Below are 15011 nucleotides of genomic sequence, written 5' to 3' on the forward strand. Positions count from 1 at the left end.
TCACCGTTGCATGAAACATGTATCGGGAAGTCTTCCTCTCTTATCTGTCAAAGCTGTAACAGCTTTGCAGGAATTAGCACCAATTTCTATAGTAGAAACGGTTGCCGGGCGTCATAGGGCCAGTCCCTCTGCCTCTCTTGATAAGAGATCCGTTATGAAATTTTGTTTTAGTTAAAATGTCTTCTTTACTTTAATGTGATGTGACAACAATGTCAATGATTTTTTTGAAAATTTAAAACAATACATTTGTGGTTCATACATGCTTAACTTCCGATGATTTTCTTAGCAGGTGATGATTTCTTCAGGCGAAAGTCATATTTTTTCTCATTCACAAATTGTGGATTGAGGTGTGCTGATCCTTTATCTTGGCCGCTTTTCAAGAGATACGTTTTGTAGCCTTCCATCCATTTCCCGCGCCATACCCACTGTGATGCCTTCGCACCTTTTCGGTCGTCATACACGTTCTTCTGGAAGGTATTCTTTTGATTCACTCCATAAAGATTCACGACTAAGTAATGCGACGCACTCGCTGTCATAATATTATTCGTGATTCGATTGTTCACGGCTTGATATTGCATCAACAATTGACCGCCTTCTAAGCCGGCTGTGTCATTTTTGTACAAAATATTATGTGAGATCGTCGTATTTGTTGTTCCGCCTCGCTTTTTATCATAGCCGCCAATTGAAATACCTGTATAACGGTTCAAATACACTTGATTGTGTTCGATGCGAATGCGATCTGCCATTTTTCCTTTATGTTCACTTGTGACTTCAATCCCCAGGTCATTGTGATGTGTGATGTTATGATCAATCACAATGTCCTTTCCGCCATCAACATAAATTCCGCCAGCGGAGATGTCTTTGCCATAGGCTGGATTCCCTGCACTCGTAATCTCATATACTTTGTTTTTAGATACGACACCATTTCTGACTTGATCGTACTTTTTAGAAGGTGCTACGTTCTCAAAACCAATTAAATCAATGCCTATATTATCTGTGTGGCGAACCGTGTTATGTGTCACACGGAACTTGTTGACGTTCCCATTTAGCACAAGCGCTTCACTGAAGCCAAGCTTTAATTTTTCAACAGTGTTTCCTTTGATTTCAATGTCTTCAATGGCCGCAGGAGCTTTTGTTCCATAGACCGCAATACCGTGCGCATTCCCATTTTTGTGTGTCGTCTGAATGTCATACACTCGGTTGTTGAGCAGTTTGACGCCTTTGCCGCTTCCTTTGATGAAAATACCGACTGGTGTCACATCTTCCTTATTCGTCTTGAGATGTCCCACCGTCAGACCTTTGAGGGTGATGTAGCTTTTTTGATCGATCGTGACAAGACCGCCATCTGCTTGATTTCCCTTAAGAGAAGCCCCGCTAATGACAGGTTTTTCTTTTCCGTAAGCTTGAAAGATAACGGGTGCTTTCTTTGTACCTGAATGGCGGACAATCAATTTCTCTTTGTATGTGCCGCCTCTCATGTAAATAGCTGCCCCGGCTTTCGCCATACTTGCCGCTTTTTTCAGCGTGCGAAAAGGTTTTTGCTTCGTTCCCGGGTTTTTGTCGTTTCCGTTTGGCGCCACGTAATAGGCTGTGCTTTGCTTAGCGCCAGCCTCCTCTGTCATCGCTTGACAGCCGAAGCTGATCACGGTCATGAATAAAATAAGTAAAATGCCTAGTATCGCTCGTTTCATCTTGTTGTTTGCTCCTTTCACTTCTCTTCTTCCTTTATCGGTTAAAAAAAAGAGGATTAAAATATGAGAATGCCCCTTGCAATGTACTGGTCAAAAGGTGTATGGTTGAAAGAATATCTTACAGGAAATTCACCCGCTTTTAAATTGTCAGATTAATCAGTTAATAATGCATTTGGATTTTATTTCTTTATTAAAAAGGGGTGACATGAGGCAGACTGACGGCAGAGAGAAGGAAAGCGCTTTAACAGATTTTTCTTATCTGAATTCCAGAAAACCTATTGCTAATATTTTGTGAAGGTATAGAATAGAATCATAATTATTTCATATTATTAGAATTTTCAAATAATCAAACAGCAAGGAGATTTACGATGCCAAAACAACCCATCCGCGTTGAACTTAGTTCAACAAAAAAACCAAAACCTCAATCTGATCAACTTGAATTCGGAAAAATCTTCACAGATCACATGTTTGTGATGGATTATTCCATTGATCAAGGCTGGTACGATCCCAGAATTATACCTTATCAGGCCATTCCAATGGACCCAGCTTCGATGGTCTACCATTATGGGCAATCTGTTTTTGAAGGCTTAAAAGCTTATGTTTCTGAGGATCAGAAAATTCTCTTATTCCGTCCGGAAAAGAACATGGAACGCTTAAACAGATCCAATGACCGCCTGTGTATCCCACAAATTGATACAGAAACGGTTTTAGAGGGCTTAAATGAACTCATTCGCATTGATAAGGATTGGGTACCTGATGCAGAGGGCACTTCCTTGTATATCCGTCCATTCATTATTTCCACTGAGCCGTATTTAGGCGTTGCGCCGTCAAGCACGTATAAGCTGCTGATTATCTTATCTCCAGTGGGATCTTACTATAAAGAAGGCATCCACCCGGTCAAAATTGCAGTTGAAAACGAATTTGTCCGTGCCGTTAAGGGCGGGACAGGAAATGCCAAAACAGCTGGAAACTATGCCTCAAGCCTCAAGGCACAGCAAGTCGCTGAAACCAAAGGCTTTTCACAGGTTCTTTGGCTTGATGGAGTCGAGAAAAAGTACATTGAAGAAGTCGGGAGTATGAATATCTTCTTTAAAATCAATGGAGAAATCGTGACGCCTGAATTGAACGGCAGCATTTTAGAAGGCATCACCCGTAACTCTGTACTTGAGCTGTTAAAACATTGGGGTATTCCAGTGACAGAGCGTAAAATTTCGATTGATGAGTTAATTGAAGCACATCAATCAGGTGAGCTTGAAGAAATTTTTGGAACTGGAACGGCGGCCGTCATCTCTCCTGTCGGGGAATTAATTTATCACGATCAGCCATATGTGATTCAAGATGGTCAAACAGGTGAAGTATCGAAGAAATTGTATGAGGCCATTACCGGTATTCAAAAAGGAACACAGCCAGATATCTTCGGCTGGACAGTAGAAGTCGACTCGGTCGTTAAGCAGACATAAGCATGTAAAAGAACCTTTCAGTCATGAAGGGTTCTTTTTTTGTTTATTTACCCCTCCAATATACCTTATAATGGTAATCATACGTATAAGGAGTGATGGTATTTTTTTTACTTATCTACTAGCGTTCTTAGGTATTTGCATCGGATCGATGATCATAGCTACAGGTTTCGACGATTCACCGTTCCTCACCCGGTTTCTATTTAAGGTTCTCGGGATTTTTATCCTTGTTCTTTCCATTACTTTTGTAAAGGTTAGACGAAAGAGGCTACACAACAAAAAGGCGAAATAGACTTAGATGTCCAGTCAGCCGCCCATCAAATCGTGCACCAAAACAAGACCGATACCCCCACAATCGCCCCTGCATATATCCACTGTTTCCTTTTTATGCTCCGCTTTCTTTCGATCAGTAAAAAGATCTCTGGTAAAAAGACGATGATGATTTCTAGGATAAAGACAAGATAATAAACAAGCGGCATGGGCTGGAAATCAAAGTCTCTTTCATCTCCACCAATCGTTGCGAAATACATCAACAGGTTGGTCACTGGAATGGTAAAACAAACGAGCAGGCGGAGAACATAAATCCACACATACTGTCTATGACGAATAAGACCAATAAATGAAGCAATGATGCCATACAAAAACAAGACCACTGTGCCGTAACTCATCAGTGGTTGAACGATAAAGCCGTAAAGCATTAAACCAATTGCAACCATATTCAAACCGTCCTTTCTTTGAAGCCATACATGCTGTTTTTTTCTATCATACACTTCTTTCTCGAATTTCCATATGGGGCAATGATAAAAAACGACCCCATAAAGGGGCCATTTTGTTTTACGCTTTGACTGATTTGAAGAATTGCGGTAAATATTCACGATGCGCTTCGAGCATTTCATCTAAAATTTGCTTTGCAATTTCATCAGATGGGACAAGCGGATTAATCGTCATCGCCACAAGAGCCGTCTCGTAATCTCCTGTTACAGCCGCTTCTGCTGCCACACGCTCGAATGATTTGATTTGTTGAACGAGCCCTCTCACAGCTACAGGCAGATCGCCCGTCGCAATTGGTTTTGGTCCGTCCTTCGTAATGATACAGTTCACTTCAACCGCTGATTCAGCCGGAATGCTGGCAATCGCCCCTCTGTTCACTGTATTGACAGGTTGGATGTCATGCTTATCATTATAGATGGAGCTGATTAAGTTACATGCCGCATCACTGTAATACGCCCCGCCTCTTTTTTCGAGCTGCGGTGGTTTAATCGATAAATCAGGATTTTTATAGAGCTCAAATAATTCTTGCTCGACCTGCTGTACAACCTCTGCTCTTGTTCCTTTTTCTTGGGCCGCTTTTTGCTCTTCTTCCAGCATATCTTTCGTTTTATAGTAATAGCGATGATACGGACATGGGATCACCCCTAAGCCTTTCACAAAAGAAGGTTCCCAGTTTTTCGCTTCAATGTTCTTCATAGACCACTGACTATTCGGATTTCCCAATTCATCGAGCACTTGATCCATGATGCTGACCCCGTCTAAATACACGTCTAACCCATAGACCATGTGATTGAGGCCCGCAAACTGTACCTCGATTCGCTCAACATCCACATCAAGCGCCTTGGCAATCCCCATTTTGATCCCAATTGGTACATTGCATAGACCGACTACTTTTTTTAGATTTGTGTAGCGCAGCACAGCTTCTGTGACCATGCCTGCCGGATTTGTAAAGTTCACAAGCCATGCATCTGGACAAAGTTCTTCCATATCCTTCACGATGTCTAGAATGACCGGGATGGTCCGAAGACCTTTAAATAAACCGCCTGGTCCGTTCGTTTCCTGACCGATGACGCCGTATTTAAGCGGGATTCTCTCATCTTTTGCCCGTGCTTCCAGCAGTCCTACACGAAATTGTGTCGTCACGAAATCTGCGTCCTTCAGGGCTTCCCGGCGGTCAAGCGTCAGGTGTACCTCAATCGGCAGACCGGCTTTTTCAACCATGCGTTTCGCGAGAGCGCCCACGATGTTTAACTTTTCCTGACCCGCTTCAATATCCACTAGCCATAATTCCTTTACAGGCAATTCATGATATCGTTTGATAAACCCTTCGACAAGCTCAGGCGTATAGCTCGATCCTCCGCCTATTGTGACAATTTTGATTCCATCTTTCATGAATTGACACCTCCGAGTTGCTTCATTTTTTCATGGAGCTCGATGATTTCCGCCGCGAGTTCCTTGACGGTCATTGCGTTCATGAGATGATCCTGTGCATGGATCATTAAGAGACTGATGTCGGTCTTTTCTCCTCTAATTTCTCCTTGGATCAGCTCTGTCTGTGCGTGATGCGCCTCATTTAACGCGTCTTGTGCTTCCTGCAATTTTTGCTTCGCCTCATCAAAGTTTCCTTGCTTTGCACTTGTAATGGCCTCCATCGCAGAGCTTCTGCCATTCCCGCCATGTAAGATGAGTTGAAACACAATTTGTTCCATTTCCATCGGCCGCATCCCCCTTGTTTCCTCTATTACATGCTGACGACATTTTCATCAGTTGATGCTTTTGTTTCTAGCTCACTTTCTTCTTTTAATTTCTGCTTATCCCACATTCTAAAGAATGGGTAGTATAAAGCGAATGACAACGCCAGGTTAATCAGCTGCATGACAGCACCAGAGATTTTGCCTCCTGTGGCGAGATAGCCTGAAATGATGGGCGGCATCGTCCATGGAACAGCAATCCCCGCTGGTTTTGCTACAAGTCCTGTGCTCATTCCGATATATGTGGTGATGATCATCATGATTGGCGTAAGAATAAACGGAATGAGAAGCATTGGGTTCATGACAATCGGCATTCCAAAAATGATCGGTTCGTTGATGTTAAAGATGGCTGGCCCAATGGCAAGTCGGCCAAGCTGTTTCATTTGTTTACTTCTGGCACGTAAGATCATCGTCAGCACTAAAGCAAGCGTTGCACCGCTTCCGCCGACATTGATGAAGATTTCAAAGAACTGCGCTGTGAAGATATTTGGCAGCACTTCTCCTGCTTGGAATGCGAGACGGTTCTCATCCATCGCACCGAGCCAAATTGGGCCCATGACGCCGCCGACAATGGTTGCTCCGTGAATACCACATGCCCAGAGGAGCATTTGCACACCAATGGCGACAATACTTCCGCCTAAGCTTCCACCAAGAATGGAAAGCGGTGTGCCAATTAAGACCGTGATGATATTATGAATACTCTCAAATGGTGTCATCTCAATCACAAGTCTAACGACCCAGATCAGCGTGATGACCACAAAACCTGGAATAAGTGCGATAAACGATTTACTCACTGCTGGCGGTACACCATCAGGCATCCTAATGACGATATTCCGCTGGACAATGAATCGGTAAATTTCAGTTGAAAGCATGGCAATAATCATGGCAACGAATAACCCTTTACTGCCCATCAATGTGACTGGAATTCCCCCACCTACTAGGATGGCTTCTGTTGAACCTTCAGGTGTGAAAGGAACTTGATATGGTGTCGCCAAAAGGAAAGCTGCAACAGCGATCGCACCAGATGATAGGGCATCCACTGCATACTTTTCAGCAAGCCTGTAGGCAATCCCGAAGGTGGCAACAAGTGCCATAATGTCAAAGGTTGCATTAACAGGATAGGATAGTTTCGTGGCCCATTCAGCTCCGAAGATACTTGCCATAAAATCGCTGTATCCTGGGATCGGAAGGTTGGCTAAAATGAGAAACAGTGAACCGACAATAATGAGAGGCATGGTTAAAACAATTCCGTCACGCAATGCTTGTAAATGTCTTTGAGCGGCAATCTTCCCTGCAAACGGCATGACCTTCTCTTCTAGAAATCGGTTGAATCCATTCATCCCTTCCGCCTCCTTTATCCGTTCACTAACTGTTCAGCAGATTTTAAAACCTCAGCCCCATTACATACGCCATAATGCACGGTATTAATGACGTCGACTGGAATTCCTTTTTCTTCTCCGAGCTTTTTCATTTGTGGTAATAAATATCGAACCTGTGGTCCTAATAAAAGCACATCGGCTTGATCAATATGACTTTTTGCTGAATCTCCAGATACTGCCCAAATACGATAGTCTTTTCCTTGTTCTTGTGCGCTTTTCTCCATTTTTGTGACTAGTAAGCTTGTTGACATACCTGCTGCACAAACCAATAAGATGTTCATGTGTAAACGCCCCCTTTTGAAAGTGTGAAGCTTTTCTTTACACATTCATCATATTATGAAACCGCTTTCATAAACACCTATACTTTTTCCTTTAGGAAGCGGAAAAAGTTAAGATCACACTGTTAGTTCTTGTACGAAGGGACCTTTTTATACATGGTATCCAGCATGTCTTCAAATGTATCACAGGCGATGAGATGCTGAATGAATTTCACATTATGCACAAGCTCGCCCAGCAGACGGTACATCCCTTTTAAATCTTTGGCATTCTCTTTTTCGACACAAAGCAAGCAGACAAATTGAACTTTTTTCTCTCCCCATATGATCGGTTTTTCTAATGTACATATCGCCCAAAACGTCTCTTCTGTCAGCGGCGTCATAGGGTGCGGAATGGCTGTATAATGCCCGAAGGATGTAGGAGCAGCCTCTTCTCTTTCCATCACAGAAGGTGTAAGCTCTGCTGGTGCTAAACCCATATCGATGATTTTTTCCGTGAGAAAGGTGATGACCTCTTCCTTTGTTTGAAAGGCGCATTTTGTAAAGACCAATTCCTTTTTCATATATTGAGAGGCCAATGTCACCCTTGTTTCACTCGTCAGGGCTTCTTCAATTTTTAAAAAGTCGCCGCCTCCTAAAATGGTGTTTACTTGTATGACTGGAATCGGTAAATCCATCTGAATCGGGACCGTTGTAATAATCAAATCCAGGGCATGTAAAGACACATGCGGAAACGAATAAAGCTCTGCTGTTCCTAAAATGGTCAGTTTTGACCCAAATTGTGACCGCAAACGATCCTGAAGCAGCCTTGCACTCCCTGCACCAGATGCACAGACAATGAGACATCGCTTCGGCGGAATCTCCATTTTCCTCCGCTCTAAAGCCGCACCAAAATGAAGCGCCATATATCCGATTTCATTCTCATGAATACTCAGCCCCTCCTCTTCTTCTAGGACCCTGCTGGCGATAATACCTGCTTCAAAAGCAAGTGGATACCCCGCCTTTATTTCATCAAGCATCGGATTTCTTAAGTTCATTCCATATTTACACCGGGTCATGGCTGGCTTTAAGTGCAGACTCAGTCCAATCATTAATTCCGCATCGCCGGCTAAATCAAGCTGCAGTTTTTGATCAATGGCTTGGAGCATAAGCTGAACAAGACGGCTCGTGTCATCATCCACAATTTGTTTTTGACCACTCGATGAAAAGGACTGTACCATTTTGGCTGTTCCTAATAAATGAATGGCGATATAGACGATCTCCTCTTGTGGAAAAGAGACGTCCAGCAGTCCTTCAAGGCATTCCACCATTTTTTTAGCGACCTTATATTCCTTTGCCTGTGGTATCTCATTGATTTCCTCTGGCAAAACAGATACATAGTTTCCGTGTCTAATCCGTTTGCAGGCAATCGCAACATGAACGATTAAATTATTCATGCAAATGTCTGATAGATTCATTCTTTCTTCATTGATATAATCAATCATTGTTTTCTGAATCAATTCCAATTCATGTTTTGGCAAAATGGTGACTGCTGTGTTCAGCATCGTTTGGCAGGAACGGCGTTCATTGAATAAATATTCTGACATACAATAACGAATTTTCATCTCCGATCCTTTGATTCGGCAGCCTTTATTCGGCTTCGCATCCAGCTTCAGATCAAATGGCTCAAGCTTGCGTTTGACCCATTTCATATCGTTACTCATCGTCGATTTACTAATAAACAGCTGGTCCTGTAAGTCTTCCAGTTTCACATAAGACTCTGCGAGAAGCAGCTTCTTTAAAATAAACCGAACGCGCTCCTCCGGCAGAACAGCCAGTGGCTCTTCCTGTTCGACCTCCTCTTTCATAAAACGGCGAAAGGCATTCTCATCGTTGATCAACAGCTCATAGCCAGCTCCTCGAACAGCTGATACAGCCGCTTGATAAGGAGCGAGACGGTCGTTCAGTTCCTTGATGTCTGTACGAATGGTGCGGCTTGTCACTTGTAAGCTGACAGAAAGCGCAGCGCTTGTGATCGGGGTCTCCGCTGCCATGAGCTGACTTAAGATGTGCGCCAGTCTTTTACTCAGCATCAGATCGGCCTCCTTATGTAAGGGTGGAGAATCTGCCTTGTCTGGACAGGGTGTATACGCTTGCAGTTCTCTTCATTACTCATATTCTACTGAAAAGAAATAAAAATTGCCAACTCATTTATATGACAAACGCCCCTATTTATACAACAAACCATATCTAATGACCTATGAATCTTTTTGTAGGACTCTGGCAGAAACCATCAAAAAAGGCGCTACACCTCCGTGTCATCGCCTTTTTTATGAAGGGATCAGCTGGGTAAAGACAACCAGTCTCTTTTCATGAGTCCCTGCTGCATGATCAAATGTCCCTGTACACGTAATGAAATTGAGATTCCGTGTAAAAGCGTACCCGAAAAACGCATTCGGCTTTTCTTCACGCGGATAGCTTTGCACTTTGATCACTTCAAAAGTTCGCTTTTTTCCTGACGAGGACGTCACGATTACCTTGTTTCCCTTTTTTAGCTCCTTTAATCGATAAAAAACAGAAGGTCCCCATTTATTATCAACATGGCCATTCATGACGGCATTTCCTTTATCTACTGGCTTTGGACCATCTTTAAACCAAGCTGTGTTGTCCGTATTTTTTGGGACGCCCATACTGCCATCCTTTGATAAAGTTGTTTTCTCCACTAATCGCCGGAATCGCAATTTCAGCCGGGACAATACCAGACGGTTCGTCTTTTAACATGTCTTGTGAATGAGACTGTTTTGCGGCTTGGTTTGTTGTCATTTTTTCAGGAGATGAGGTTGTTTTAGAGGATGACGAATCATCCATAGATTGTGATGCGCAGCCCGTGATGATGAGAAGCATCAGAAGACCAAACAACCACCTTATCAAGTCAGTCTGCCTCCTTTTAAAGAAAGGAACGGCACGATTGTGCACGTTCCCCTTTCCTTTTTATACGAGCTTAATTTGATGTCTTAGGGCGAGTAAGGAAGAACGCACCCGCTGCACCGCCGGCTAGGATCAAACTTGCGATCATTCCCGCAAATGCTTCATATGACATACCTAAAGGACCGGCTGTACCTCCCATACCTGTTTTAGGCATTTCATTAGGCATCTTGGATTTGAACATTTCAGGATGCTGATCAACAATTGCTGCTGTGACATCTTGACCGACCATGAACATATGACCGTACGCCTCTCTCACTGTTGGATAAAGCTGATCATATTCGCCATTATGGTATGACGTATATGTTTTGATCAGCTCATCAATATGCATTTTCAAGCCAGCCTCTAAATCTGCTGCCTTCAAACGTCCATTTGTCGCTTGATCTAAAAATTTCGCTTGCTTCATTCGATACGCATCTAAGTTTTTCCCCGCTTTTTCTTTCGCTTCTTTGTCTCCTGATGCATCCGCTTTGACATAATCAACTAAGTAACCGATATGGCTTGACCAAATGTCTTTGAATTGTTTTCCTGCATCCTTGCCATAAAAAGAGGCAATCGCATCTGATAAATCATTTGTGTTTTCGTTCAAAGCTGCCGCTGCTTGATCAAAGTCCTTGCTGCCATCATTTCCTTTTTGCATAGCAACGACCGCAAGCGCCAAATGCTCTGAGAACAAGTAGTTTAAATCTTCACGAAGGTCTGCTGCTGGTGTGTCGACTGATTTGTGATCAAATTTCCCAGGAAATTGATCTGTGATCGCCCACGATACGCCTTTACCGACTTCAAACATATGATGAATGGATTTTCTAACCGTTTCATAGGTCGTATCAAAATCCTTTTCAGTGTAGCTATCAAACGCTTTTAACAGTTCATTGACGTGCATTTTTAAGCCTTCTTCTAGTTCGCTAGCTTTCAATCTGCCGTCTGTTGCTTGATCGAGCATATCAGCTTGTTTCATGCGATATTGGTCAAGCTGCTTAACTGCTTTCTTTTTACCTGCTTCATCTTTCTTTGCCGTTGCTTGTACATAATCAACAAAGTAGCCGATATGACTTGACCAAATGTCTTTGAATTGTTTCCCTGCTTTTTTTCCGTACACAGAAGCGATGGCTTCCGATAAGTCATTTGTGTTGTCATTTAGCGCTGCCGCTGCTTGTTTAAAATCTTTGCTACCGTCAATTCCCTTTTGCATTGTGATGACTGCTAAGTAGGCATGCTCCGAAAATAACTGGTCTAGTGCTGCTCGAAGATCGGTTGCTTTGTTTGACACCTCTTGTGACGAAGATGTCTTCTTTGCCTCTCCATGCATATGTCCTTCGTGTGCACTTGCGCTATGAGCTGCCGGAAATAGTAATGCTGCGCTAAGTGGAATGGTTAAAATCGCTTTTTTCATGTTCATCTGTTTTTCCTCCTCTTTCCGTTTGTTATGTACTTAACGGAGTGAGGCATGACTTGGATCATTCAAATCTATTATTTTTTCGTTCAGGACACAATCGGTAATGCTTGCATAAAAAAAGCCGGATTATCCGGCTGATACGTTACGACTTTTAGATGCTTTTCGCTCTTTATATATTTTCCTCACCACTGGATAAATCACTGGTGCCCATTTGACAATTTGTTTCAGCCATTTTTTCATTTCTCCCGCGCCTCCTTATTGTCATTCTTACAAGGACGATTCCCCATCTTGTCATGAAATAAACAGGTGCGGGAGAGCAGGAGTTAAATCACGCCTTGTGCGATCATCGCATCTGCCACTTTGCGAAATCCTGCAATATTTGCTCCTACGATTAAGTTTCCAGAGTGTCCATATTCGTCTGCTGTCTCTGTACACCGACGATAAATCGTCTGCATCATTTGTTTCAGCTGATCATCTACTTCTTCAAATGTCCAAGACATTCTTGCACTATTTTGTGCCATTTCCAGTGCTGAGACACCTACCCCGCCAGCATTCGCCGCTTTTGCCGGCGCAAATAGAATATCATTCTGTTCAAACACTTTGACTGCCTGAAGAGTAGAGGGCATATTAGCTCCTTCTCCTACCGCAATGACACCATTTTCCACGAGCTGCTGCGCTTGCATCTCAGATATTTCATTTTGCGTTGCACATGGAAGCGCAATATCACAAGGAACAGACCAAATTTGTTCACAATCTTCAATCAATTCGGCATGCGGGTGAATGTCTATGTATGCCCCAATCCGTTGATTGCTCACTTCCTTTAGCTGCTTCACGGTCTCAAGTGAAATGCCTTGAGGATCATAAATCGCTCCGCTTGAATCACTGCAAGCAACGACCTTACCGCCTAGCTCCATGACCTTTTCCATCGCATAAATAGACACATTCCCTGATCCAGACACAACAACTGAATGCCCTTCAAATTGCAGTCCATGCGCTTTTAACATTTCTTCCATAAAGTACACCAGTCCATAGCCTGTCGCTTCTTTTCTCGCTAAGCTGCCTCCAAATCCAGGACTTTTCCCTGTGAGCACACCCGCCTCATAAGCACCGCGCATTTTCTTGTACTGTCCGAACATATAGCCAATTTCGCGTGCCCCTACGCCAATATCACCTGCTGGTACATCTTGATCAGGTCCAATATATCGGCTGAGTTCACTCATAAAGCTTTGGACGAAACGCATGATTTCTCCATCAGATTTCCCTTTAGGGTCAAAATCTGATCCACCTTTTCCCCCGCCGATCGGCATACCAGTCAGTGCGTTTTTAAAGATTTGTTCAAATCCTAAAAACTTAATAATGCTTGCATTGACAGATGGGTGGAAACGGATGCCTCCTTTATAAGGACCGATGGCACTATTGAATTGAACCCTGAACCCCCGATTGACTTGTACTTTCCCCTCATCATCTACCCAAGGTACACGAAATACCACAAGCCGCTCAGGCTCAATGAGTCGTTCTAAAATGCCCTGTTTTTCATACTCTGGGTGTTTTGCAAAAACAGGAACGAGTGATTCTAGAATTTCTTTTACGGCTTGCTGAAATTCCTCCTCACCAGGATTTCGTTTTTCCACCTCCTCTAACACACGGTCGATGTAGCTTTGTGCTGTTTGTGCTGCTCGATCTAAGGTCAACATGTCTCATCTGCCTCCTTTGTATATCTTCACACATTTATCCTGTTAGATTTTCTAACGCATATTGAGATTAATTTAACACCATTTGTAAAATCTGATCAATACTGATAACAGATGAAAATGATGCCGATTTGAGATGGATCAAGCAGCCGCAGCAATCGTTTTTAGAAAGTATCTCTTGCAGAATGACTATTGTGCTAGAAATGATGATTTAGACGTTATATATCCCGCACTCTTTAACAAATAGATGAATCATGAATGATTTCTAGTTGATCTTCAACCCGAAAAAAAGGCCTAAAGTTTTATAGGCCGTCCGCTCAATCTTTTCGGATCTTCTCATCTTTCTTTCGATCAGGGTACACGACACAAAGCCAATATAAAATAGAAGATGATGGGAAATTAATTAAACCGACAATGCCCCAAAACCACTTATAGCGCCCTCTTTTCTTTGCATCCATAAATAAAAGAAGCCCCTGCGCAAACAATAACGGCAATGCGCACAATAAGATGATCATCTCCGTCTGACTCATAAGGAAGACCCTCCTTTAATGTGTTGATATTCCTTGATGCCGACAACGACGCAGAGCGGCACACTCACTACTTGAAGAAGAATGAAGATGATAGGCAAATGGGTGATGGCAGCGACAAATAGTGCCAGAATGGTCAGACTGATGAGAACGTACGCCAGTACTTCTTGTTTAAAACGCCTTTTCTCTTGTTCCTTTGCCTGCTTCAGCATCATCATGACAGCCTGCTCACTTGGCTCTTTCACTTCAATTTGTTCATCTAGCTGCTGTAACTCTTCCTTTAAACGTTCGGTGAACTGATCTTCCTTCATTGAGACCACTCCTTTCGAATTTTCTTTAATCCATGATGAACCCTCGACTTCACAGTGCCTTCTCTCATACCGAGCATTGAAGCAATCTCTGGATAAGTAAAGCCATAATAATAGTGCAAAATAATCGGTGCTCTCTCCTGTGCCTTCAATTCGTTTAGAGCATCCCACATCTCATGCCATGTGCGGCCCTTTTGCTGAATGTCCCATTTGAAGCGGCGTATGGTCTCTTGATTCGCCTTCCCTTCTCTTAATTGTTCACGTTTTCTTTTCTTCTGGTGATCTAAAAATTGTCTAGATGCAATGGAAATGAGCCATGTTGAAAATAAGGAATCTCCTCTAAATGAAGAAAGTTTCATGTACGCTTTCAGCATCGTTTCTTGCATGATTTCTTCTGCCAGCTCTTCTTGAAGGGTGAGCTTCATTATATAACGGTAAAGAAAGGAATAATGATGACGATAAAGGGCTGTAAATGCAGCATCGTCTCCCTGTTTTGCCCGCTGAATCAATAATGTCTCTTCTGTCTGCTCCAAACACACCCCTCCTTCCTTTTCTTCTCTTATTCATGTGACGACACGGATGACGACATCGTTCAAAATAGACTTAATTTTTTTAACTTGGCTCCTTTTCTCCCTGTTGATCCAGTATTTGATTCATTTTATATCCAATTTTTTCTTATGTAATGATTATGACATTCTTTCGTCCCTAACAAAATGGTGCGTTCGTAATCATCTTGATTTTCTATCAAGCGAAGAGCCTCTCCCTCATAATCACTAGGTCATCCCAATACCTATCGTCAAT

At 42.8% G+C, this 15011-nt stretch carries 16 protein-coding genes and 1 riboswitch; of the genes, 1 reads left to right on the forward strand and 15 read right to left on the reverse strand.

Annotated features, from left to right (window positions below):
• Nucleotides 1-37 precede the first annotated feature (37 nt).
• A riboswitch (SAM riboswitch) is annotated at nt 38-147 on the reverse strand.
• Nucleotides 148-263: 116 nt separating this feature from the next.
• A complete protein-coding gene (locus GKC25_RS17200; protein ID WP_034660736.1) occupies nt 264-1691 on the reverse strand; it encodes a right-handed parallel beta-helix repeat-containing protein in 1428 nt (475 codons plus the stop codon).
• Between the two features lie 368 nt (nt 1692-2059).
• On the opposite strand from GKC25_RS17200, the gene GKC25_RS17205 reads away from it, so the two are divergent.
• The gene (locus GKC25_RS17205; RefSeq protein WP_106038311.1) at nt 2060-3151 is read left to right on the forward strand and encodes a branched-chain amino acid aminotransferase; all 1092 of its coding nucleotides are present in this window, start codon (nt 2060-2062) and stop codon (nt 3149-3151) included.
• 314 nt (nt 3152-3465) lie between these two features.
• Here the strand turns inward: GKC25_RS17205 and GKC25_RS17210 are convergent, their stop codons facing one another.
• The 14 genes from GKC25_RS17210 to sigY form a co-directional block, all read right to left on the reverse strand.
• Nucleotides 3466-3864 (reverse strand): hypothetical protein, encoded by a 399-nt coding sequence (locus GKC25_RS17210; RefSeq protein WP_034660737.1) that lies wholly within the window; start codon nt 3862-3864, stop codon nt 3466-3468.
• 118 nt (nt 3865-3982) lie between these two features.
• Nucleotides 3983-5311 carry a 6-phospho-beta-glucosidase gene (locus GKC25_RS17215; RefSeq protein WP_034660430.1) on the reverse strand — a complete coding sequence of 443 codons (1329 nt, stop codon included), beginning with the start codon at nt 5309-5311 and terminating at the stop codon, nt 3983-3985.
• Nucleotides 5308-5634 carry a PTS lactose/cellobiose transporter subunit IIA gene (locus tag GKC25_RS17220; RefSeq protein ID WP_034660431.1) on the reverse strand — a complete coding sequence of 109 codons (327 nt, stop codon included), beginning with the start codon at nt 5632-5634 and terminating at the stop codon, nt 5308-5310. The genes GKC25_RS17215 and GKC25_RS17220 overlap by 4 nt, the downstream gene beginning before the upstream one ends.
• Nucleotides 5635-5660: 26 nt before the next feature.
• Nucleotides 5661-7010 (reverse strand): PTS cellobiose transporter subunit IIC, encoded by a 1350-nt coding sequence (celB, locus tag GKC25_RS17225; protein ID WP_060597567.1) that lies wholly within the window; start codon nt 7008-7010, stop codon nt 5661-5663.
• A gap of 14 nt (nt 7011-7024) precedes the next feature.
• Nucleotides 7025-7330: a PTS sugar transporter subunit IIB gene (locus GKC25_RS17230; protein WP_034660433.1), complete on the reverse strand. Its 306-nt coding sequence runs from the start codon at nt 7328-7330 to the stop codon at nt 7025-7027.
• Nucleotides 7331-7452: 122 nt separating this feature from the next.
• Nucleotides 7453-9396 carry a BglG family transcription antiterminator gene (locus GKC25_RS17235; RefSeq protein WP_187704235.1) on the reverse strand — a complete coding sequence of 648 codons (1944 nt, stop codon included), beginning with the start codon at nt 9394-9396 and terminating at the stop codon, nt 7453-7455.
• Between the two features lie 237 nt (nt 9397-9633).
• Entirely contained in the window at nt 9634-9993 is a 360-nt protein-coding gene (locus tag GKC25_RS17240; protein ID WP_223249927.1) for a class F sortase, read from the reverse strand.
• Nucleotides 9953-10234: a hypothetical protein gene (locus tag GKC25_RS17245; RefSeq protein ID WP_223249928.1), complete on the reverse strand. Its 282-nt coding sequence runs from the start codon at nt 10232-10234 to the stop codon at nt 9953-9955. Before GKC25_RS17245 ends, GKC25_RS17240 begins: the two co-directional genes overlap by 41 nt.
• Before the next feature lie 70 nt (nt 10235-10304).
• On the reverse strand, nt 10305-11687 hold the full coding sequence (locus GKC25_RS17250) for a copper amine oxidase (protein ID WP_187704236.1): 1383 nt from the start codon (nt 11685-11687) through the stop codon (nt 10305-10307).
• A gap of 123 nt (nt 11688-11810) precedes the next feature.
• On the reverse strand, nt 11811-11924 hold the full coding sequence (locus GKC25_RS17255; RefSeq protein WP_008345567.1) for a hypothetical protein: 114 nt from the start codon (nt 11922-11924) through the stop codon (nt 11811-11813).
• Nucleotides 11925-12007: 83 nt separating this feature from the next.
• A complete protein-coding gene (gene gdhA, locus GKC25_RS17260) occupies nt 12008-13378 on the reverse strand; it encodes an NADP-specific glutamate dehydrogenase (RefSeq protein ID WP_095285627.1) in 1371 nt (456 codons plus the stop codon).
• Nucleotides 13379-13692: 314 nt separating this feature from the next.
• Nucleotides 13693-13905, reverse strand: coding sequence for a hypothetical protein (locus tag GKC25_RS17265; protein ID WP_060597571.1), 213 nt, complete (start codon nt 13903-13905; stop codon nt 13693-13695).
• The gene (locus tag GKC25_RS17270) at nt 13902-14213 is read right to left on the reverse strand and encodes a YxlC family protein (protein ID WP_034660438.1); all 312 of its coding nucleotides are present in this window, start codon (nt 14211-14213) and stop codon (nt 13902-13904) included. The genes GKC25_RS17265 and GKC25_RS17270 overlap by 4 nt, the downstream gene beginning before the upstream one ends.
• Nucleotides 14210-14743, reverse strand: coding sequence for an RNA polymerase sigma factor SigY (gene sigY, locus GKC25_RS17275; RefSeq protein WP_034660439.1), 534 nt, complete (start codon nt 14741-14743; stop codon nt 14210-14212). The genes GKC25_RS17270 and sigY overlap by 4 nt, the downstream gene beginning before the upstream one ends.
• Nucleotides 14744-15011: the final 268 nt, after the last annotated feature.

The organism is Bacillus pumilus, from assembly GCF_038738535.1.
In the GTDB taxonomy this organism is placed as follows: domain Bacteria; phylum Bacillota; class Bacilli; order Bacillales; family Bacillaceae; genus Bacillus.